Origin of the sequence: Streptomyces seoulensis (genome assembly GCF_004328625.1) — a bacterium.
GTDB classification, from domain to species: domain Bacteria; phylum Actinomycetota; class Actinomycetes; order Streptomycetales; family Streptomycetaceae; genus Streptomyces; species Streptomyces seoulensis.
In genome coordinates, this window is sequence record NZ_CP032229.1 from 2,065,952 (window position 1) to 2,086,688 (window position 20,737).

The window sequence follows — 20,737 nt, forward strand, 5'->3', positions numbered from 1 at the left end:
CTCCTTGGTCACGGGGGGCGGGTGCGTTTTGCCGGATTACCCAGCCCTACCCAGACACACGGATGCCACGCCCACACGCACGAGTGATCCACCGCTCGGGGGCGGGGCGATAGAGGGGGTGTGAGACTGTTCCGCCCCATGGGGGGCCAGCGGGAGAAGGACGACGGTGCCCTGTTGCGAGCCGTCGCGGCGGGCGACCAGGCCGCCCTCGCCGACCTGTACGACCGGCACGCGGGGTGGCTGCACGCCCGGCTGGCCCGGCGCTGCGCCGACCCGGAGGTGGTCCGGGAGGTGCTCCAGGACACCTTCGTCACGGTGTGGCGGTCGGCCGCCGGGCACCGGGGCGCGGAGGCGGGCGGCTGGCTGTGGACGATCGCGGCCCGGCGCCTGGTCGACGCCCGGCGCGCCCAGGAGCGCACCGCGCGGGCCGCGCCGGAGCCGGATGCGGCCGCCGTCCCGTCCGCCGAGGACCGGGTGCTGGCCCGGCTGGAGTACGGCGATGTCGGCACCGCCCTGGACCGGATCTCCCCCGAGCTGCGCGAGGTGCTGCGCGCGACGGTGGTCGACGGCCTGACCACCCGCGAGGCGGCCCGGCTGCTCGGCATACCCGAGGGCACCGTCAAGTCCCGCGCCCGGCGCGCCCGTACCGAACTGCGTGCCGCGCTGGCCCAGTTGAACCCGTCACCGCTGGGAGGCCCGGCATGAGCAGGCAGTGGCACACGAGCGAGGCCCAGGCCGCCCGGTACGCCGACGGCTCCCTGCCGGAGGCGGACGCGTGGTCCCTGGAGAAGCACCTGGAGTCCTGCGCGGGCTGCGCGTCCCGTGTCTCGGGCGTGGTGCGGGGGACGGCGGCGGGCGCGGTGCTCCTGGACGTACGGACGGCAGTGCTGGCCGCGGCGGGGCGGGAGGTGACGCCGGTTCCCGCACAGGGGTCGGGAACCGGCGCCTTCGCGGGCCGGACCCGTCTCCTGTGGGCCGTTGGGCCCGCCGTACGCGGGGCGTGGCTGGTCGCCCTCCTGGTGGTGGCCGGGGGCGCGATGCTGCTCGGCCTCACCGGAGGGGCGCCGGGGGCGCGGATGCTGCTGCTGGCGATCGCCCCGGTGATGCCCGTGGCCGGGGTCGCGCTGTCCTACGGTCCGCACGCCGACCCGCTGCACGAGGTGGCCGCGTCCACACCGGGCGGCGGATTCCGGCTGGCCCTGACCCGGACGGCGGCCGTGCTCGCGGTGAGCCTGCCGGTGCTGACCCTCGCCGGCGCGCTGCTGCCCGCCTCCGGCGCCCCGGCCGCCGCCGCGTGGCTGCTGCCGGGGCTGGCGCTGACGCTGGCGACCCTGGCGCTGGGCCCGCTCGCCGGATTCCGTACCGCGTCCGCCGTGACGGCGGGCGGCTGGCTGTGCACCGTGCTCGCGCCGTCGCCACAGGAGATCGGCGCCCGGCTGGCCCGGTGCCTCGACGGCGCCCCGGCCCAGTCGGCGTGGGCGGCGGCGGTCGCCCTGAGCGCCCTGGTGCTGGCGGCCCGCCGCACCGCGTACGACCGCACCTACTAACTTCCGAGGAGATCCCTTGTCCATCCGCGTCACCGGGCTGCGTGTCCGGCATCGCAGAACCGTCGCCCTCGACTCCCTCGACCTGGAGCTGGGCACCGGCGTCCATGGCCTGCTCGGGCCGAACGGCGCCGGGAAGACCTCGCTGATCCGGGTGCTCGCCACCGTGGCCCGCCCCTCGGCCGGCCGTGTGGAGCTGCTCGGCCGGGACAGCGCCGGCCAGCGTGAACGCTCCGAGATACGGCGACGACTCGGCTATCTGCCACAGGAGTTCGGCCATTACCCGGCCTTCACCGTACGGGAGTTCGTGGCCTACGTGGCCTGGCTGAAGGAGGTCCCGGCCGACCGGGTCCCGGCCGCCGTGGAGCGCGCGGTGGGGCGGGTCGGCCTCGCGGACCGGGCCGACGCGAAGATCCGGACGCTGTCCGGCGGCATGGTCCGCCGGGTCGGCATCGCCCAGGCCGTCGTCAACGATCCGAGCGTGCTGCTGCTGGACGAGCCAACCGCCGGTCTCGACCCCGAGCAGCGGGTGGAGTTCCGCGAACTGCTCCGCGAACTCGGGACCTCCGCGACGGTGGTGGTCTCCACCCACCTGGTGGAGGACGTGGCCGCCGCCTGCACGGAGGTCGCCCTGCTGGACGGCGGCCGGATCGCGTACCAGGGCACCCCCGCCTCCCTGACCCGGCTCGGGGAGACCTCGGACGGCCCCGGCGATCATCCGATCGAGCGCGGCTACACGGCGGCACTGCGGGCCCACCGGGCACGGGGCGCCTCGGACGTACGGGAGACGGTGCGATGACCACGGTCACCACGCGGGCGGCCACCGTGCCGAAGGCACTGCCGCCGCACCCCCTGCGCGCCGAGGTGGTCCGGGGCTTTCCTCCGCTCGCCGGGGCCGCTGTGCTGCTGATGCTCGGGGTGCTGCTGACCGCCTCCTCCCGCACTTGGCAGGGTGGCTGGGCGGAGACCGCCGCGCTGACGCACGACGCCCTGCTGATCGCCCTGCCGCTGACCGCCGCGGCCGGCTGCTGGCAGGGCGGCCGCGAACGGCGGCGGCACACGGAGGAGCTGTGGGGCACGGCTGTCCGCGCGCCGCTCCACCGGCTGCTGGCCTCCGCCCTGCCGGTCGCGCTCTGGGTGGCCGTCGGTTACCTGGTCGCCGTCGCCCTGGCCGCGCTCGCCACCTGGCCGTACTCCATGGGCGATCATCCGCACCTCACCCGGGTACCGGGGGACACCGCCGCACTGATGGCCGCGGCGCTGCTGGGCCATCTGGTCGGCCGGGTCGTGCCCACTCAGCTCGCGGCTCCGGTGCTCGGGGTCGTCGGTTACGCGGGGCTCGGGATGGCGGCGCGCCAGAACGCCCTGGACGCGCTCGACCCCGCCGCCTTCGCCGTGGCCGGCACGCACCCTGTGTGGTGGCAGCCGCTCGCCATGGCCGCGTGGACGCTCGGCCTGGCCCTCGCCCTCACCCTGGTGTACGCGGCCCGGCGGCGGGCGACCGCCCTGCTGCCGCTGGCCGCCGCGCTGACCGCGGGCGCGCTGCTCGTGCAGGGCGGGAGCGGCATGTGGCGGAGCGATCCCCTGGCCGACCGCCAGGTGTGCGACACCTCCACCACGCCGGCGATCTGCGTGAACGCCCGGTACGCGGGTCTCCTTCCCGAGGTCACCACCGCGCTGTCCCGGGCCACCGGCAGGCTGAGCGGCGTGCGGAACCTCCCGGTGCGCTGGGCGGACCGGCAAGGCACCCCGCGCGCCGGTGAGGTGCAGTTGCCGACACTCGCGCCGTTCGGCTGGTACGTCGTACGGGGGCGGCTGATGCAACCGCAGCAATACGCGTGGGAGGCGGTCGCGGCACTGTCCGGGCACGGCGACTGCGTCGACCGGTCCGAGGGCGCCATGCTCGCGGACGACGCCGTGCAGGCGTACCTGGCGCCCAGCCCGTTCCAGAGCCACTTCGACGCCCGCCAGGCCGAGGGTGACGCACCCACCCGCGCACAGCTGCGGAGGAGCCTCGCCGCGCGGGCGAAGCTGGCCGGGATGGACGAGCAGCGGCGCCGGGCCTGGCTGTCCGCGTACTTCGCGGTCCGCGCCCACTGCGGCACCGAGGGGATGCCGTCCCTGTGAGCGCCCACGGTCTCCTGCTCTACGCCCGCTCCCGCGCCCTCCCCGTGTCCCTGGCGGCCCTCGCCGCGACCACCGGTTTCGCCGTCTGGGCGGCCGGGGCCCTGGACGCCTACCTCGACCCGGACCGCCGGGTGCCGGTCGTCGCCCTGGCGCCCCTGCTGGCCGCCGCCGTGATCGGGGCGAGCCTGCACACGGCCTCGGACGAACTGGACCGCACGGCCGTACGCCCCTGGTGGCGGCGCCGCCTGGCGCACGTGGTCGCGCTCACCGCACTCGCCTCGGCCATGCTGTCGCCGGCCGTGGCCGGGCACGTGGACACGTTCGGGCCACCGGCGATGCTCCGCAACACGCTGGGCTGCGTCGGGGTCACGGCCCTCGCCGCCGTCGTCCTCGGGGCCCGGCTGAGCTGGCTCCCCGCCTTCGGGTACGTGTCCGCCGTCTACCTGGCCTCCTCCGGCGCGCACGGCCGTGCGGCCACGGTGTGGGCGTGGCCGGTGCAGCCAGGGCCGCAGCCGGGTGCCTGGGCCGCCGCGCTGGCCGCCTTCGTGCTGGGCACCGTGCTCTACGCCGTGCGGGGGGCGCGTCCGGGCGGCTGACCCGTCGTGGCCGGGGTACGCGCGGCCCGGGTCCTCAGGCCGAGATGCCGTCGATCCGGGCCAGCGCGGCCTCCGCACCATAGGGCTGCAAGTACGGGAGCCAGCGGGGGTCGCGGTGGCCGGTGCCGATGATGCGCCAGGCCAGGCCGGTGGGCGGGGCCGGCTGGTGGCGCAGGCGCCAGCCGAGTTCGACGAGGTGGCGGTCGGCCTTGACGTGGTTGCAGCGGCGGCAGGAGGCCACCACGTTGTCCCAGACGTGCTTGCCCCCGCGTGAGCGCGGGATGACGTGGTCGACGCTGGTCGCGACCCCACCGCAGTACGCGCACCGGCCCCCGTCCCGCGCGAACAGCGCGCGCCGGGTCAGTGGAACGGGCCCCCGGTAGGGAACCCGCACGAAACGCTTGAGCCGGACCACGCTGGGTGCGGGGACTGTGACGGACGCGCTGTGCAGATAGGCGCCGGATTCCTCCAGGGAGACGGCCTTGTTCTCCAGGACGAGGACGAGCGCGCGGCGGAGCGGTACGACGCCGAGGGGCTCGTACGACGCGTTGAGGACCAGGACATGCGGCACAGGGGCCTCCTTGGGCGTCGGCGGCGCGTGGCTCGCGCCGGGACGATCTGGTTCAGTCTCCCCTCATGCCTGCTCCGAGCGCCACCATGTGCCGGTAACGGGCTCGAAGTGTTTTCGACCACATGAGCGGCGCCGTGCGGCCCGCATGGCCTGTTCAGGCGCGGGCGGGGCAGGGGGCCTCCGGAGAAGCGGCGAGTGGGCGCGCGATGCCCCGTTAGTGTGGTGGTCCCGTCCGCCCGGTGACCTTCCCGTGACCTTGCCCGCCCCGCCGGCGCGGACCGCAGCACCATGGAGGTACCCGCCGTGTCCCTGCCCGTCGCCCTGCTGGCCGCCGGAGTCTCGCCGTCTCCCTCGCCATCGGGCTCGGACCCGGCCGTGCCCTCGCTCCAGGACGCCCAGGAGAACGCGGCGAACGCGGCGAGCTGGGTCGAGCAGAACTGGTCGACCTGGCTGGCGATGGGGCTGCAGATCCTGCTGATCGTGATCATCGCGGTCGCGCTTCGCGCGGTGGTGCGCCGGGCCATCACCAAGCTGATCGAGCGGATGAACCGCACCGTGCAGGCGGTGGACCAGTCCCCGCTGGGCGGGCTGCTGGTCAACAACGAGCGGCGCCGTCAGCGCTCGGCCGCCATCGGCTCCGTACTGCGCTCGGTCGCGTCCTTCACCATCCTCGGCACGGCCGCCCTGATGGTGCTCTCCACCTTCAAGATCAACCTGGCCCCGCTGCTCGCCTCCGCCGGTGTCGCCGGTGTGGCGATCGGCTTCGGCGCCCGGAACCTCGTCACCGACTTCCTGTCCGGCGTCTTCATGATCATCGAGGACCAGTACGGCGTCGGCGACACCATCGACGCCGGGGTGGCGACCGGCGAGGTCGTCGAGGTCGGCCTGCGCGTGACCAAGCTGCGCGGCGACAACGGCGAGATCTGGTACGTCCGCAACGGCGAGGTCAAGCGCATCGGCAACCTCTCCCAGGGCTGGGCCACGGCGGGCGTCGACGTCACCGTCCGCGCCGACGAGGACCTGGACAAGGTCAAGGCCGTACTGGACGAGGTCGCGGAGAAGATGGGCAAGGAGGAGCCGTGGAACGAGCTGCTCTGGAGCCCCATCGAGGTGCTGGGCCTGGACAGCGTGCTGATCGACTCCATGGTCATCCGGGTCTCCGCCAAGACCATGCCGGGCAAGTCGGTGTCGGTCGAGCGTGAGCTGCGCTGGCGGATCAAGCGGGCCTTCGACAAGGCGAGCATCCCGATCGTCGGCGGTGCCACGGCCGTGATCCCGGCGGAGGACACCCCGGACCCCTCCGCCTCCATCGCCGCGCCCTCGGCGTTCGCCAACTCCACCTCCCCGCAGTCCCTGGCCAGCAACCCGCTCACCTCCCCGGTCACCACGCGCAAGCCCCCGGCCAAGTAGCGGCCGGCCGCGGTCCCGACGCGCCCCGGCACACCTGCGTGTGCGGGGGGGCGCTTCGTTGACGGACTTCCCCGGCTGCGCCTAGGTTCCTGCTGGCCGAGGAGCCGTCGTACGCGAGGGAGTTCGCCCGTGAGACTGACCGTGGTCGGTGGAGGTTCGACCTACACGCCGGAACTCGTCGACGGCTTCGCCCGGTTGCGGGACACGCTGCCGGTGAGCGAGCTGGTGCTGGTGGACCCGGTGGCGGACCGGCTGGAGCTGGTGGGCGGACTGGCCCGCCGCATCTTCGCCCGGCAGGGGCATCCCGGCCGGGTGGTCACCACCTCCGACCTGGACGCCGGGGTGGCGGGCGCGGACGCCGTGCTGCTCCAGCTCCGGGTGGGCGGTCAGGCGGCGCGCGAGCGGGACGAGACCTGGCCGCTGGAGTGCGGATGCCTGGGCCAGGAGACGACCGGCGCGGGCGGCCTGGCCAAGGCGCTGCGCACGGTCCCGGTGGTACTGGACATCGCGGAGCGGGTCCGGCGGGCGAACCCGGACGCGTGGATCATCGACTTCACCAACCCGGTCGGCATCGTCACCCGCGCCCTCCTGAAGGAGGGACACCGCGCGGTCGGCCTGTGCAACGTGGCGATCGGCCTCCAGCGCAAGTTCGCCGCCCTGCTCGGCACCGACCCGGGCGAGGTCCACCTCGACCACGTCGGCCTCAACCACCTCACCTGGGAGACCGCCGTGCGCCTCGGCGGCCCCGAAGGCGAGGACGTGCTCCCCCGCCTGCTGGACGGGCACGGCGACGCCGTCGCCGCCGACCTGCGCCTGCCGCGCCCCCTGCTGGAGCGGCTGGGCGCCATCCCGTCGTACTACCTGCGCTACTACTACCTGCACGACGAGGTGGTGGACGAGCAGCGGATCAAGCCCTCGCGGGCGGCCGAGGTCGCGGCGCTGGAGCGGGAGCTGCTGGCGATGTACGCCGACCCGGCGCTGGACGAGAAGCCCGCGCTGCTGGCCCGGCGCGGCGGGGCCTTCTACTCGGAGGCGGCCGTGGACGTGGCGGCGGCCCTGCTGGGCGGCGGGGGCAGCCCGTACCAGGTGGTGAACACGGTCAACGGGGGCACGCTGCCGTTCCTCCCCGACGACGCGGTGATCGAGGTGCCCGCCGCCGTGGGCCCCGCCGGGGCGAAGCCGCTTCCGGTGCCGGGCGTGGACCCGCTGTTCGCGGGCCTGATGGCGAACGTGACGGCGTACGAGGAACTCGCGCTGGACGCGGCCCTGCGCGGCGGCCGGAACCGGGTGTTCCGGGCGCTGCTGGCGCATCCGCTGGTGGGCCAGTACGCGTACGCCGATCAGCTCACCGACCTCCTGCTCGCGCACAACCGGGAGCACCTGGCGTGGGCCTGACCGGGACCGTGCTCGCCGTCGACGCGGGCAACAGCAAGACCGACGTGGCCGTGCTGGACGCGAGCGGCGAGGTGCTGGCCACGGCGCGCGGCGGCGGCTTCCGGCCCCCGGCGGTCGGCGTGGAGCGGGCGCTGGCGGCGCTCGCCGAGCCGGTGGAGCGGGCGCTGGCCGAGGCGGGGATGTCGTACGTCTCGCATGTCTCGGCCTGCCTGGCCAACGCCGATCTCCCGGTGGAGGAGGAGCAGTTGGCGGCGGCCGTGACCGCGCGGGCGTGGGGCGCGTCGGTGGCGGTGCGCAACGACACCTTCGCCGTCCTGCGCGCCGGGGTGGCCGAGCCTCGGGGGGTGGCCGTGGTGTGCGGGGCCGGTATCAACTGCGTGGGCATGCGCCCCGACGGCCGTACGGCACGCTTCCCGGCGCTCGGCCGGCTCTCCGGTGACTGGGGCGGCGGCTGGGGGCTGGCCGAGGAGGCCGTCTGGCACGCGGCCCGCGCGGAGGACGGCCGGGGCGCTCCGACCGAGCTGACCCGCACCCTCCCGGCGCACTTCGGCCTGCCCACCATGGCGGCCCTGATCGAGTCCCTGCACCTGGGCCGGCTCGCCCCGGCCCGCCGCCACGAGCTGACCCCGGTCCTCTTCGCCACGGCGACGGACGGCGACCCGGTGGCCGGCTCCCTGATCGACCGCCTCGCCGGGGAGGTGACCCTGATGGCCACGGTCGCCCTGACCCGCCTGGACCTCCTCACCGAGCCCACCCCGGTCCTGCTCGGCGGCAGCGTCCTCGCGGCGGGCCACCCCCGGCTGGACGACGGCATCCGCACGCGGCTGGCAGCCCAGGCCCCGCTGGCACAGGCCCAGTCGGTGTCCGCTCCCCCGGTCCTGGGCGCCGCCCTCCTGGGCCTCGACCACCTGGACGCGCCCCCCGGGGCGCTGGAACGGGCCCGCCTGGCCTGGGAGCCGAGCCGCGCCTGAACCGGCGCCGCCGGAACGGCCCGGGGAACCAACGTGATTGACTCCGCGTGTTTCTGGACAGAGGGGGTAGAGCCCGCTTCTCCGCCCGATCCGATCAAGATGCGGTGAAGGCTGGTGCGAAGGGGGGCGGGTGCGGCGATACTGGCGGCCAACGGATGACCATGGGGGAGGTCAGGTGACACAACCGCCGCAGGGCAGAACCGCGTTCGCGCCGTCGGCCACCGCCACGATCCCCGCCCAGCGCGGGCCGTCCGGCGTGCCTCCGGTGCGGCGGACCGCGTTCGCCGAGGGGGCCGAGCGGCTGCGGGACGCCGCGACCACCGAGCCGGGGCGGCTGCGGGTGATCGGGGCCGTACTCGCTCTGCTGGTCGTCGCGTTCGGCGCGGTCACCGCCTGGCAGAGCGGGGAGCGGGCGAGCGCCGCCGACGACGTGCTGACCCGCAGCCAGCCGCTGAGTTCGGGCGCGGCCGCGATCTACCGCTCGCTGGCCGACGCCAACACCGCCGCCTCGACCGGCTTCCTGGCCGGCCCGAGGGAGAGCACGGCGAACCGCGAGCGGTACGAGGACGACATCCGTACCGCCGCCTCCGGCCTGGTCCGCGCCGCCGCCGACACCGAGCCGGGCTCGCCCTCCGAGGCCACCGTCCGCAAGCTGAACCGGCTGCTGCCCGAGTACAAGGGCCTGATCGAGCGGGCCCGCGTCTACAACCGCCAGGGCTACCCGGTGGGCGGCGCCTATCTGCGGTACGCCAACGAGAAGATGCAGACGGAGATGCTCCCGGCCGCGCAGGACCTGTACACCAAGGAGAACCAGCGGCTGGACGCCGACTACGCGGACGCCACCCCCTACCCCTGGGCGGCGATCGCGCTGGGCCTGCTCGCGCTGGCCGCGCTGGGGCTCGCCCAGTACCGGGACTTCCGCCGCACCAACCGCGTCCTGAACCACGGCCTGGCCGCCGCCTCGGCCGCGACCGTGGTGGTGCTGCTGTGGCTGGTCGTCGGCCACTCGGTGGCCCGCTCCGGGCTGTTCGGCTCCTACGACCACGGCATCCGCTCGCTGAACGTGCTGCACAACGCCCAGATCGCCGCCCTGAAGGCGCGCGGCAACGAGAACCTGAGCCTGGTGGCGCGCGGAGCGGAGACCGTCGAGGTGAACGGCGCCAAGCAGGACGCGTACTACTACGCCTTCGACCATGACCTCGCCACGCTGGACGCCCGGCTCACCGAGGCCCGGCGGCTCGCGGACGACGACATGGGCGGCGCACCGGTCGACTCGGCGCTGGGCGACTCGGCCGAGTGGAAGAAGCGGCACCAGGCCGCCCGTACCGAGGACGAGCGGGGCAACTACCAGCGCGCGCTGGACCAGGTGATCGGCGCCGACGACACCACCGGCGCCGCCTTCGACGGCGTGGACGGCAGCCTGACCCGCGCGCTCGGCCACGAGCAGACGGAGTTCGACCGGGCCGCGGCCGACGGCCGGGACGCCATGACCGGGCTGCCCGGGGGCGCGGCCGTGCTCGGCGTGCTGGGCGCGGCGGGCGCGGTGTTCGGCATCGGGCGCAGACTTTCGGAGTACCGGTGACAGGGGGCCAGGCGATGGAGGCGGCGCGGATGCGCACCCGGCTGCGCGGCTGGGGCGGGGTCGGCGCGATGGCGGTGCTGTGCGCGCTGGCACTGGCGTTCGCGCTGCTGCTCCCCCGTACCCAGGCGCACCCGGCGTCCGGCGCGGCACCGGCGGGCCGGAGCCTGGCCGACGGCCGCCCGGCCCGCGCGGACGACTGCCAGGAGCCGTCGGCGCAGAACCGCACCCCTGCCCCGTCCGGCGCGGACGGCCCGACCATCGACGCCATCAAGGCCCGCAAGGGCGACCGGCGCAAGCTGGTCGTGGGCATCGACCAGAACAGCTACCGCTGGGGCTACCGCAATCCCAACACCGAGGGCGCGGAGCTGGAGGGCTTCGACATCGACCTGGTGCACCGCATCGCCAAGGACATCCTCGGCAGCCCGGACGACGTCCAGTTCAAGGCGATACCGACCAGCCAGCGCATCCCCGCGATCCAGGACGGCACGGTCGACATGGTGGTCCGCACGATGACCATCACCTGCGACCGGCTGCGCGATGTGGCTTTCTCCGCGCCCTACTTCAAGACCGGCCAGCAGCTCCTGGTCCCCGACGCCTCCGGCATCAAGGGCTACGACTCCACACTGGCCGGCAAGAAGGTCTGCACGGCGGCCGGTTCGACCGCGTACAGCAGGCTGAAGGCGGACCGGGAGCGCAAGGCGCTCCCCGCGACCACGGACTTCTCCGCGACCGTGCCCAACCAGCTGGACTGCCTGGTCAGGCTCCAGCTCGGCGAGGCGGACGCGGTGGTCACCGACGGCGCGCTGGCCGCCAGCCAGGCCGCGCAGGACCCCACGGTGAGGGTGCTGGGCAAGCCGTTCACCACCGAGTACTACGGCGTGGCGATGAAGAAGGACGCCACCGACCTCGTACGCCGCGTCAACCGCGTGCTGGTGGACTACCGGTCCGACGGCTGGCAGGCGTCGTACGACAAGTGGCTGTCGGCCACACTGGGCGGGGACGCGCGGTCCTCCAGACCGCCCGCCCCGAAGTACCTGCGCGAGAGCTGAAGTACGCACGGGCCGGATGGACCACACAGCAGCGAGAGGTGATCGATGGGCGTCACGGACCCCGCCGGGCCGGTGATGGACCGGGACGAGGTGGACCGTGCGCTGGCGCGGCTCGGCCAGGAGCACGAGGCCGTCGAGACCTCGCTGTTCGCGCTCCAGGACCACGCCGGCCGCCGCCTCCTCGAAGGCGCGGAGCTGACCGGTGTGACCAAGGAGCGCTGGGCCGCCGCGGAGGCGTCGATCACCCTGCTGTGGACCTGCTTCGACGCGTACACCGACGCGCTGCGCGAGGCCCGCGAGATCCGCTCCCGGCGCCGCTGGTCCAGCCGGGAGGACCTGGTGGAGCTGACCGGCCTGCTGCGCGGGGAGTCGGTCACGGTGGCGGGCGGCGCCTCGGGCTCGGCCGTGCTCAGCGAGAGCTTCACGCTGGCCGCGCTGGTGGACCGGATGAACGAGCTGTACGCGTCCTCGCTGGACATGGTGGTGGCCGCCGACGCGGTGTGGTCGGCGCTGCCCGCCCGTATCGACCTGCTGGCCGCCGAACTCCAGCGCACCCGCAGGCTGGCCCACTCCGTCGGCGTCCGCCCCGGTGAACACCCCTCCGGGGACGACCTGGAGGGCATCACGGCCACGCTGACCGCGCTGCGCGAGGACGTCGTCCGTGACCCGCTGGCGCACTGGGTGCCGGCCGGGGGCGGTTCGGCGCCCGGCGGGGGGCGCCCGGACACCACGGTGTACGACCGGGAGGCGCGGGCGCTGGAGGACGTGCGCCGGGAGATCGAGGCGGTGCTCACCGTCCGGCAGGACGCGGAGGAGCGGCTGATCCGGCTGCGCGACGTGCTCTCGCGCGCCGACCGCACCCTGGCCGAGGCCCGTACCGCGCGCGGCGAGGTGCTGGCGAAGATCGCCGCGACCGAGGTCCCGGTGGTGAGCGGCCCGCCGACCGTGCTCCAGGAGCAGCTGGCGACGGCGGCCGAGTACCGCCGCCAGGCCCGCTGGCACCGCCTCTCCCCGCTGCTGGAGTCGCTGGAGCAGCGGGCGGAGGACGAACTGCTGCGCGCCCGCGAGTCGTTGACGGCCGTCACCGCGCCGCTCGCGGTCCGCGCCGAGCTGCGCGGCCGCCTCGACGCCTACCGCGCGAAGGTCACCCGGCACGGCCTGGCCGAGGACCGGCTGCTGATCGAGCGGTACGACGCGGCCCGCCGGATGCTGTGGAGCGCGCCCTGCGATCTGCGCGTGGCCGAGCAGGCGGTGTGGCGCTACCAGCAGGCGGCGGCCGAACTGCTGGCCCCGCCACGGGTGCCGGAGCCGTACGCGCCGGAGGACGGCACGAGGGACGACATGGGGGACGGGGAGTGAGCGAGGAGCGGCGCACCTGCCAGCGCCCGGACTGCGCGGGCGCCTACGAGGACATGGGCGGCGGCGAGCTGTACTGCGACACCTGCGGCCTGGCCCCCGTGGTGCCACCCAAGGCGGGACCGGCGCCGGAGCCGGTGGGTTCGGTCGGTTCGGCGCCGACCGGGATCAACGGCGCTACGACGGGCAGTTCCTCGCAGTCGGCCCGCTCCCGGCGCTCGGTGTCGGGGCGGCTCTCCCGCTCGCTGCCGGGGAGGTCGGGCGGCCGCTCGGTGTCGGTGCGCGGCTCCGGCTCGGCCTCCGGGTCCTCCGGGCGCGGGCGGCTGGGCGCCGGTCTGGTCGTGGTGCCGCAGGTGCCGAGGCCCGACCCGCGCGCGATGGTGCTGGACAACCCGCAGGTGCCCGAGCGCAAGCGGTACTGCTCCCGCTCGGACTGCGGGGCGCCGGTGGGCCGGGCGCGCGGGGAACGGCCTGGTCGCACGGAGGGGTTCTGCACCAAGTGCGGGCACCCGTACTCCTTCGTGCCCAAGCTGCGCGCCGGGGACATCGTGCACGGGCAGTACGAGGTGGCGGGGTGCCTGGCGCACGGCGGGCTGGGCTGGATCTACCTCGCGGTGGACCGGGCGGTGTCCGACCGCTGGGTGGTGCTCAAGGGCCTGCTGGACACCGGGGACCAGGACGCGATGGCGGCGGCGATCTCCGAGCGCCGGTTCCTGGCGGAGATCGAGCACGCGGGCATCGTCCGCATCTACAACTTCGTCGAGCACCTCGACCAGCGCACCGGCTCGCTGGACGGCTACATCGTCATGGAGTATGTCGGCGGCAAGTCGCTGAAGGAGATCGCCAACGGCCGCCGCACCCCGGACGGCAGGCGCGACCCGCTGCCGGTGGAGCAGGCGTGCGCGTACGGCATCGAGGCGCTGGAGGCGCTCGGCCATCTGCACAGCCGCAACCTGCTGTACTGCGACTTCAAGGTCGACAACGCCATCCAGACCGAGGACCAGCTCAAGCTCATCGACATGGGCGCCGTCCGCCGCATGGACGACGACGAGTCCGCGATCTACGGCACGGTCGGCTACCAGGCCCCCGAGGTCGCCGACGTCGGCCCCTCGGCCGCCAGCGACCTGTACACGGTGGGCCGCACCCTGGCCGTCCTCACCTTCGACTTCCAGGGCTACACCACCGTCCACTCCGACTCGCTGCCCGACCCGGACACCATCGAGGTGTTCCGCCGCTACGAGTCCTTCTACCGCTTCCTGGTCCGCGCCACCGACCCCGACCCGGCCCGGAGGTTCGCCTCGGCGCAGGAGATGGCCGACCAGCTCACCGGGGTGCTGCGCGAGGTCGTCTCGCTGAGCACCGGGCAGGCCCGGCCCGCGCTGTCGACCCTGTTCGGGCCCGAAGTACGGGTGACGGACACCGAGTTGTTCCCGGCGCTGGACGGCGACGTGTCCCGCCTCGGCGCCCGCGCACTGCCCGGCCCCGCCCGCCCGCCGGCCCTGCCGCCCGCCCTGGTCCGGCCCGTGGACACCCCGGCCGCCGCGCTGGCGCTGCCCGTGCCGCTGGTCGACCCGAACGACCCGGACGCCGGCTTCCTGGCCGGCCTGAGCACCTCCGCGCCGGGCGAGCTGATCGCCGCGCTGGAGGCGGCCCCGGGCCGGGGTGTGGAGACCCGGCTCAGACGGGTGCGGGCCCGGCTGGAGAACGGCGACCGGGAGGCCGCGCTGGCGACGCTGGCCCGGCTGGACGAGGAACGGCCCGACGACTGGCGGGTGGTCTGGTACCGGGGCGTGGCCGCCCTGGTCACCGGCGACTTCGAGAGCGCCGCGCTCGCCTTCGACGCGATCTACGACGCCTTTCCCGGCGAGGCCGCGCCCAAGCTGGCGCTCGGCCTGTGCGCGGAGGTGCTGGGCCAGCTCGACAACGCCGCCGAGTACTACCGGCTGGTGTGGACGACCGACCCGAGCTTCGTCAGCGCCGCGTTCGGCCTGGCCCGGGTGCGGCTGGCGAGCGGGGACCGGGCGGGCGCCGTACGGACGCTGGAGTCGGTGCCGGAGTCGTCCATCCACTACACGGCCGCACGGGTCGCGGCGGTGCGGGCGCGGCTGCGGCACCGCACGGCGGCCGCCGGTGACGTACCGTTCCTGGACGACCTGACCGCCGCGGCGGGCCAGGTGGAGGCGCTGGACGCGTACGGGCTGGACCCGGCGCGACGCGAGCGGTTGTCGGCCGAAGTCCTCGGCTGCGCCCTGGACTGGATACTCTCCAGGGGTCAGGACACCGCTCGGCCGGTCGACGGCGGGCGGGTGCTGCTCGGCAGCGGTCTGGACGAGCGGGGCCTCCGCTTCGGACTGGAGCGCGCCTACCGCACGCTGGCCCGGCTGGCGCCCGGCGGCGAGGAGAGGATCAACCTGGTGGAACGGGCCAACCGTTACCGCCCCCGGACGTGGGTGTAGTCATGTCACAGATGCCCCAGCAGGCCGCACTGTCCAAGTGCCCGAGCTGCGCGGAGCCGCTCGAGGCGGGCGACCTCTTCTGCGGCGCGTGCGGATACGACCTGTCGGCCGCGCCCGCGCCGCCGGCGGACGAGCCGACGCTGACCATGACCGGCGCGCCGGACGAGGACGTCGACTGGCCCGAGCCGGAGCCGGCCACCACCGGCAGCACCGAGCCGCGCGCCCACCGGGCCGCCGACGTGCCCGGCACCGACTCCGGCGGCACCCCGCTGCACGCGCCCCAGCCGCCCGCGTCCGGGGTGCGCTTCGACCGGCCCGCCGAGGCCGGGGAGCCGGCCGAGCCGGAGGAGTACCCGCTCCAGGCCCCCGATCCACGCGCCGAGGCCCCCGCGCAGGTGTGCGTGGCCTGCCGCGCGGGCCGGGTGGACGGCGACGGCTACTGCGAGAACTGCGGGCACGCCCAGCCCCGCGAACGCGACCACATGGAGCGGGAGTCGGGCCCGGTGGCCGCGATCAGCGACCGGGGCCTGCGCCACCACCGCAACGAGGACGACTTCACCGTCGCGCACACCGCGCTGCCCGACGGCTCGCCCGCCGCGCTCGCCGTGGTCTGCGACGGCGTCTCCTCCGCGACCCGCCCCGACGAGGCGTCCACCGCCGCGTCGCGGGCCGCCGGGGACGTGCTGCTGGCGGCCCTGCCACGCGGCACGCATCCGCAGGCGGCGATGCACGAGGCGATCGTGGCCGCCGCGAAGGCCGTGGACGCGCTCGCCGAGGCACCCGACGGGGCCCGCGAGCACGCCCCGCACCAGAACGCCCCGGCCTGCACGATCGTCGCCTCGGTGGTCGCCTCCGGCCTGCTGGTGGTCGGCTGGGTCGGCGACAGCCGCGCCTACTGGGTGCCGGACGACCGCTCCACTCCCCCGGCCCGGCTGACCGAGGACGACTCCTGGGCGGCCCAGATGGTGGCGGCCGGCCTGATGAACGAGGCGGAGGCGTACGCCGACGAGCGCGCCCACGCCATCACCGGCTGGCTCGGCGCCGACGCCTACGAACTGGAGCCGCACACCGCGTCGTTCAAGCCCGACCGGTCCGGTGTGGTGCTGGTCTGCACCGACGGCCTGTGGAACTACGCCGAGGCGCCGGAGGAGATGGCCGAGGTACTGCCCCCGGACGCGGCCGCCCGCCCGCTGCACGCGGCGCGGGTGCTGGTGGGGCACGCGCTGGACGCCGGGGGCCACGACAACGTAACAGTGGCCGTCGTGCCGTTCCCCACCCCGCCCGAGGGGGCAGGATCGGCCTGAGGGACGACGGGCGGAGCCGGAGGGGACCGGTCCGCCCGAACGCACCGCCTCGCGGGGAGCGGGGCGTGTCCGAGGGGGATGTGAACCAGCATGGCCAATTTCGCCAAGCCGGGCGGACCGCGGTTCTCGGTGGACGTCTACCAGAACGAGTATCTGCCGGAGGGCGGCCGCGAGGTCAACGCCATCGTGACCGTGACCGCCAAGGGCGGCGGGGCACCCGCCGGTCCGGGGGCGCCGGCCGCCGTGGTGCTGATGGTGGACTGCTCGGGGTCGATGGACCACCCGCCCACCAAGATGCGCAACGCCCGCGACGCCACCGCCGCCGCCGTCGACACCCTGCGCGACGGGACGCACTTCGGGATCGTCGACGGTACGCACGTCGCGCGCGAGGTCTATCCGGGCGGCGGCCGGCTCGCGGTGGCCGACCCGACGACCCGCGCCCAGGCCAAGCAGGCGCTGCGCCGGCTGCGCGCGGGCGGCGGCACCGCGATCGGCACCTGGCTGCGGCTGGCGGACCGGCTGCTGGCCGGGGCGGACGTGTCGATCCGGCACGGCATCCTGCTGACCGACGGACGCAACGAGCACGAGTCGGCGGCGGAGCTGAAGGACACCCTGGACGCGTGCGCCGGGCGCTTCACCTGTGACGCGCGGGGCGTGGGCACCGACTGGGAAGTGAAAGAAGTCACAGGCGTCGCCTCGGCGTTGCTCGGCACCGCCGACATCGTCGCCGATCCGGCCCGGCTCACTGAGGACTTCACCCGCATCATGGAGTCGACGATGGGCAAGGAGGTCGCCGACGTCGCTCTGCGGGTGTGGACGCCGGTCGGCACCCGCATCAAGTTCATGAAGCAAGTGGCGCCCACGGTCGAGGAGTTGACCGACCGGCGTACCGAGGCGGGCCCGCGCGCCGGGGACTATCCCACCGGCTCCTGGGGCGACGAGTCCCGCGACTACCACCTCTGCGTGGAGGTCCCGGCGGCCGGACTGGGCCAGGAGATGCTCGCCGCACGGGTCTCGCTGGTGGCGGCCCAACCGGACAGAGAGGTACAGAACCTCGGCGCCCAGGGACTCGTACGGGCCGTCTGGACCGACGACATGGCGGCCTCGACCTCGCTCAATTCCCAGGTCGCCCACTACACCGGCCAGGCCGAACTGGCGCAGGCCATCAGGGAAGGGCTGGATCTCCGCAAAGCGGGCGATATGGATGGAGCAACGTCCAAACTGGGACGTGCCGTTCAGCTGGCGGGGGTGTCGGGGAACGCGGATACTGCGAAACTGCTTGCGAAGGTGGTGGACGTGGTCGACGCCCCGACCGGTACTGTGCGGTTGAAGGCGAAGGTCGCGGAGGCCGACGAGATGACCCTCGAGACCCGCTCCACGAAGACTGTTCGCGTCAAGAAGTGACCCTGTAGACACCGATACCTCAGCAGAAGGGGTACCACCGACATGCCGACCTGCCCGAACGGACACCAGTCGGGTTCCGACGACTGGTGCGAGGTCTGTGGTCACCGCATGGCCGGTGCCGTGCCTCCGCCCCCGCCCGCGACCGGCGGCGGCTACGGGTTCCCGCCGCCGAGGAACGAGGGACGCCCCTCCTCCGGCGCGCAGGGCGAGCTGTGCCCGCAGTGCCGTACGCCCCGCGAGGGCGGCGCGCCCTTCTGCGAGGAGTGCCGGTGGAACTTCCTCACCAACACCGCCACCTCGTACACCCCGGCGGCCCCGCCCCGGCAGCAGCAGCCCCGCTACCAGCCGCCCGGCCAGCCCTTCGGCGGCGGCGGTGACGGGTACGAGTACCAGGGCTCGCGGCCCTCGCGGGTGAACCGGCCGGCCGAGCCGATACCGTCCTTCGACTCCGAGCCCTCGGGGCCGACGCCGTTCGGCAACGAGCGCCGTCCGGCGTCCCCGCCGCCCACCTCGGGCGGGCAGTCCCCGTTCGGCGAGCGCCGGCAGGGGCCTCCGCCGCCGCCTCCGCAGGGGTTCGGCGGGGGGCCTGGGCAGCGACCCGGCCAGCAGGGTGGGCCTGGGCAGCAGGGTGGTCCCGGTCAGCAGGGTCCTGGCCCGCAGGGGCGTCCTGGTCAGCAGGGTCCGGGTGGGCCGGGTGGTCCCGGCGGGCCCGGTTACGGCCGTCCCGGTGGTCCTTCCGGGCAGGGTGGCCCCTCCGGTCCCCCGCCGTTCGGGCGTGAGCCGTCCGCCTTCGGCACCGCTCCCTCCCGGCAGGCTCCCCCGCCGTCCGCGCCGTCCGGCTTCCCGCAGGAGACCGGCCGTACCCCTGCCCCCGGCCCGTCCTTCGCCGACGACGACTGGGTGATCCCCCCGCCGCCGTCGAACAACGGTCCGGCGGGCGGCCCCGGCGGCGGGTACGGCTACCCGCAGCCCGGCGCCGGGCAGCAGAACCAGGGCTTCCCCCCGGCTCCGCAGGCCCCGCAGGGACCGGCGACCTGGACCGCGACCATCGGCCCGGACCGCGACTACTTCATGGCGATGATGCAGCGCTCCGGCCCCGAGGCCGCCGGGCTCAACCTGCCCGCGTACTCGCCCGAGCAGCAGCGCACGCTCACCGGCAACCAGGTGACCATCGGCCGCCGCCGGCACTCCACCGGCGACACCCCGGACGTCGACCTCTCGGTGCCCCCGGAGGACCCCGGTGTCTCGCACCAGCACGCGGTGCTGGTGCAGCAGCCGGACGGCGGCTGGGCGGTCGTCGACCAGAACTCGACGAACGGCACCACGGTCAACGGCTCCGACGAGCCGATCCAGCCGTTCGTGCCGGTGCCCCTCCAGGACGGCGACCGGGTGCACGTGGGCGCCTGGACGACGATCACCGTCCACCGGGGCTGACTGCCGCTGAACCGGGCGTTCACGGCAGCGGCCAGGCGTGGCGGCCCTCGGGGTCGTCCAGCCAGGCCCAGGCGCGCGGGCCGCTGACCGTGACGCCGTACCGATCGCGGTCCGGCATGCCCACGCTCTCCCACAGCGCGTACGCCCGGGTGGGTTCCAGCGCGCCCCGGAGCAGCCCCAGCAGGAAGCGGAACGACTCCTGATCCCGCGCCCGCCCCGGCAGTCCCCTCGTGGACACCGGCTCGGCGGGCGCGCGGCTCTCCCCGCGCAGCGGGACGAAGTAGGCGCCGGTGGGCAGGAAGCGGCCCTCGGCGCGGCCGGACCCGTCGACGTCCAGCGCGAGCAGTCCGTTGTTCAGCGGGGCGATGATCCGGGCGCCGGGCGCGCACTGGGCGATCCAGGGGCGGGGCACCGTGGGCAGCATGCAGGTGGCCATGATCCGGTCGTAGGGGGCGTGCGCGGGCACCCCGTGCGCCCCGTCGCCGGTGACCACCACCGGGTGGTACCCGGCCCCGGCCAGGTGCTGCCGGGCGGGCTCGGTGATCTCCGGTTCCATGTCGACGGTGGTGACCAGGGAGTCGTCGCCGAGCCGGTGGGCGAGCAGGGCCGCGTTGTAACCGGTGCCGGTGCCGACCTCCAGTACCCGGTCGCCGTCCCGGACGCCCAGCGCGACCAGCATCCGCGCCATCAGCGAGGGCTGGCTGCTGGAGGAGACCAGCTCGCCGTCGTGCAGCCGCGTCGCCAGCGGGGCGTCCGCGTAGGCGCCGCGCGCCCAGCGCTCCCGCCCGGCCGGATCGGGGTCGTCGGCCGCGTACCGCTCGTATCCGCCGACGACGCCGACGTAGTAGTACGGCACGAACAGGTGCCGGGGCACCTCGGCGAAGGTCTCCCGCCACACCGGATCCGTGCGCCAGGCGCCCTCGCGGTCGATCTGCCGGATCAGCGCGGCCCGCGCCTCGGCGGCCACCCGGGTCAGCTCGGAATCGTAGGCGCCCATACGTCCACAGTAGGCACGATCCGGGGGGCGGGAGGGACGGGAGGGGTGGGCGGTGGCCGGTCCTAGGGCTTGAGTCCTGGGCCCTGTGGTCTGAGACCATGGACGGGTGAACGAGATCCGACGCGGCACGCTTCAGGAGCAGACCTTCTACGAGCAGGTCGGCGGGGAGGAGACCTTCCGCCGGCTGGTCCACCGTTTCTACGAGGGCGTCGCCGGGGACCCGCTGCTGAAGCCCATGTACCCGGAGGAGGACCTCGGGCCGGCCGAGGAGCGGCTCACTCTGTTCCTGATCCAGTACTGGGGCGGACCCACCACCTACAGCCAGGAGCGCGGCCACCCCCGGCTGCGGATGCGGCACGCCCCGTTCGCCGTGGACCGGGCCGCGCACGACGCCTGGCTGAAGCACATGCGGGACGCGGTGGACGAGCTGGAGCTGTCCGAGGAGCACGAGCGGACGCTGTGGAACTACCTGACGTACGCGGCGGCGTCGATGGTGAACACGGCGGAGTGAGCGGGGCCGTGTGAGCGGGTGTCTGTGAGC

Annotated in this window: 18 protein-coding genes; 16 read left to right on the forward strand and 2 right to left on the reverse strand. The window is 74.7% G+C overall.

Features of this window, described 5'->3' with window-relative positions; all coding sequences use genetic code 11:
- Positions 1-138 precede the first annotated feature (138 nt).
- From D0Z67_RS09630 to D0Z67_RS09650, 5 genes are read left to right on the forward strand one after another with little or no spacing between them, the layout of a single operon-like run.
- Positions 139-705 carry an RNA polymerase sigma factor gene (locus D0Z67_RS09630; protein ID WP_031182308.1) on the forward strand — a complete coding sequence of 189 codons (567 nt, stop codon included), beginning with the start codon at positions 139-141 and terminating at the stop codon, positions 703-705.
- Positions 702-1,547 carry a zf-HC2 domain-containing protein gene (locus D0Z67_RS09635; RefSeq protein ID WP_031182309.1) on the forward strand — a complete coding sequence of 282 codons (846 nt, stop codon included), beginning with the start codon at positions 702-704 and terminating at the stop codon, positions 1,545-1,547. Before D0Z67_RS09630 ends, D0Z67_RS09635 begins: the two co-directional genes overlap by 4 nt.
- A 16-nt stretch (positions 1,548-1,563) precedes the next feature.
- Complete coding sequence (locus D0Z67_RS09640) at positions 1,564-2,343, forward strand: ABC transporter ATP-binding protein (RefSeq protein WP_031182310.1); 780 nt, start codon at positions 1,564-1,566, stop codon at positions 2,341-2,343.
- Positions 2,340-3,671 (forward strand): hypothetical protein, encoded by a 1,332-nt coding sequence (locus tag D0Z67_RS09645; protein ID WP_031182311.1) that lies wholly within the window; start codon positions 2,340-2,342, stop codon positions 3,669-3,671. Before D0Z67_RS09640 ends, D0Z67_RS09645 begins: the two co-directional genes overlap by 4 nt.
- Positions 3,668-4,267 carry a hypothetical protein gene (locus D0Z67_RS09650; protein WP_031182312.1) on the forward strand — a complete coding sequence of 200 codons (600 nt, stop codon included), beginning with the start codon at positions 3,668-3,670 and terminating at the stop codon, positions 4,265-4,267. The genes D0Z67_RS09645 and D0Z67_RS09650 overlap by 4 nt, the downstream gene beginning before the upstream one ends.
- 34 nt (positions 4,268-4,301) lie before the next feature.
- Here the strand turns inward: D0Z67_RS09650 and D0Z67_RS09655 are convergent, their stop codons facing one another.
- A complete protein-coding gene (locus tag D0Z67_RS09655) occupies positions 4,302-4,838 on the reverse strand; it encodes an HNH endonuclease (protein WP_031182313.1) in 537 nt (178 codons plus the stop codon).
- 288 nt (positions 4,839-5,126) lie between these two features.
- Between D0Z67_RS09655 and D0Z67_RS09660 the strand changes: the two genes are divergently transcribed.
- The 10 genes from D0Z67_RS09660 (at position 5,127) to D0Z67_RS09705 (ending at position 19,199) form a co-directional block, all read left to right on the forward strand.
- Positions 5,127-6,248: a mechanosensitive ion channel family protein gene (locus D0Z67_RS09660; protein ID WP_031182314.1), complete on the forward strand. Its 1,122-nt coding sequence runs from the start codon at positions 5,127-5,129 to the stop codon at positions 6,246-6,248.
- A gap of 129 nt (positions 6,249-6,377) precedes the next feature.
- Positions 6,378-7,643, forward strand: a complete 1,266-nt coding sequence (locus D0Z67_RS09665) for a 6-phospho-beta-glucosidase (RefSeq protein WP_031182315.1) — start codon at positions 6,378-6,380, stop codon at positions 7,641-7,643.
- Positions 7,634-8,614, forward strand: a complete 981-nt coding sequence (locus D0Z67_RS09670) for an N-acetylglucosamine kinase (RefSeq protein WP_031182316.1) — start codon at positions 7,634-7,636, stop codon at positions 8,612-8,614. Before D0Z67_RS09665 ends, D0Z67_RS09670 begins: the two co-directional genes overlap by 10 nt.
- Before the next feature lie 175 nt (positions 8,615-8,789).
- Positions 8,790-10,196 (forward strand): hypothetical protein, encoded by a 1,407-nt coding sequence (locus tag D0Z67_RS09675; protein WP_420824430.1) that lies wholly within the window; start codon positions 8,790-8,792, stop codon positions 10,194-10,196.
- Between the two features lie 14 nt (positions 10,197-10,210).
- Positions 10,211-11,245 carry a glutamate ABC transporter substrate-binding protein gene (locus tag D0Z67_RS09680; RefSeq protein ID WP_031182318.1) on the forward strand — a complete coding sequence of 345 codons (1,035 nt, stop codon included), beginning with the start codon at positions 10,211-10,213 and terminating at the stop codon, positions 11,243-11,245.
- Positions 11,246-11,290: 45 nt separating this feature from the next.
- Positions 11,291-12,604, forward strand: coding sequence for a coiled-coil domain-containing protein (locus D0Z67_RS09685; RefSeq protein WP_031182319.1), 1,314 nt, complete (start codon positions 11,291-11,293; stop codon positions 12,602-12,604).
- 53 nt (positions 12,605-12,657) lie between these two features.
- The gene (locus D0Z67_RS09690; RefSeq protein WP_420824444.1) at positions 12,658-15,057 is read left to right on the forward strand and encodes a serine/threonine-protein kinase; all 2,400 of its coding nucleotides are present in this window, start codon (positions 12,658-12,660) and stop codon (positions 15,055-15,057) included.
- 2 nt (positions 15,058-15,059) lie between these two features.
- Positions 15,060-16,361 carry a PP2C family protein-serine/threonine phosphatase gene (locus D0Z67_RS09695; protein ID WP_031182321.1) on the forward strand — a complete coding sequence of 434 codons (1,302 nt, stop codon included), beginning with the start codon at positions 15,060-15,062 and terminating at the stop codon, positions 16,359-16,361.
- 90 nt (positions 16,362-16,451) lie between these two features.
- The gene (locus D0Z67_RS09700) at positions 16,452-17,765 is read left to right on the forward strand and encodes a vWA domain-containing protein (RefSeq protein WP_031182322.1); all 1,314 of its coding nucleotides are present in this window, start codon (positions 16,452-16,454) and stop codon (positions 17,763-17,765) included.
- Positions 17,766-17,807: 42 nt separating this feature from the next.
- Complete coding sequence (locus D0Z67_RS09705; RefSeq protein ID WP_031182323.1) at positions 17,808-19,199, forward strand: FHA domain-containing protein; 1,392 nt, start codon at positions 17,808-17,810, stop codon at positions 19,197-19,199.
- A 19-nt stretch (positions 19,200-19,218) separates the two neighbouring features.
- On the opposite strand, the gene D0Z67_RS09710 is transcribed toward D0Z67_RS09705, so the two are convergent.
- The gene (locus tag D0Z67_RS09710; RefSeq protein ID WP_031182324.1) at positions 19,219-20,196 is read right to left on the reverse strand and encodes a methyltransferase domain-containing protein; all 978 of its coding nucleotides are present in this window, start codon (positions 20,194-20,196) and stop codon (positions 19,219-19,221) included.
- Positions 20,197-20,302: 106 nt separating this feature from the next.
- Here D0Z67_RS09710 and D0Z67_RS09715 point away from each other — a divergent pair, with 106 nt between their 5' ends.
- Positions 20,303-20,707 (forward strand): globin, encoded by a 405-nt coding sequence (locus D0Z67_RS09715; protein WP_031182325.1) that lies wholly within the window; start codon positions 20,303-20,305, stop codon positions 20,705-20,707.
- The last annotated feature ends 30 nt before the right edge of the window (positions 20,708-20,737 follow it).

Coding starts and splice junctions, on each gene's coding strand:
- D0Z67_RS09635 (WP_031182309.1), top strand. CDS start 702: ATGAGCAGGCAGTGGCACACGAGCGAGGCCCAGGCCGCCCGGTACGCC.
- D0Z67_RS09630 (WP_031182308.1), top strand. CDS start 139: ATGGGGGGCCAGCGGGAGAAGGACGACGGTGCCCTGTTGCGAGCCGTC.
- D0Z67_RS09705 (WP_031182323.1), top strand. CDS start 17,808: ATGCCGACCTGCCCGAACGGACACCAGTCGGGTTCCGACGACTGGTGC.
- D0Z67_RS09645 (WP_031182311.1), top strand. CDS start 2,340: ATGACCACGGTCACCACGCGGGCGGCCACCGTGCCGAAGGCACTGCCG.
- D0Z67_RS09695 (WP_031182321.1), top strand. CDS start 15,060: ATGTCACAGATGCCCCAGCAGGCCGCACTGTCCAAGTGCCCGAGCTGC.
- D0Z67_RS09660 (WP_031182314.1), top strand. CDS start 5,127: ATGGAGGTACCCGCCGTGTCCCTGCCCGTCGCCCTGCTGGCCGCCGGA.
- D0Z67_RS09685 (WP_031182319.1), top strand. CDS start 11,291: ATGGGCGTCACGGACCCCGCCGGGCCGGTGATGGACCGGGACGAGGTG.
- D0Z67_RS09700 (WP_031182322.1), top strand. CDS start 16,452: ATGGCCAATTTCGCCAAGCCGGGCGGACCGCGGTTCTCGGTGGACGTC.
- D0Z67_RS09680 (WP_031182318.1), top strand. CDS start 10,211: ATGGAGGCGGCGCGGATGCGCACCCGGCTGCGCGGCTGGGGCGGGGTC.
- D0Z67_RS09710 (WP_031182324.1), bottom strand. CDS start 20,196: ATGGGCGCCTACGATTCCGAGCTGACCCGGGTGGCCGCCGAGGCGCGG.
- D0Z67_RS09690 (WP_420824444.1), top strand. CDS start 12,658: ATGGGCGGCGGCGAGCTGTACTGCGACACCTGCGGCCTGGCCCCCGTG.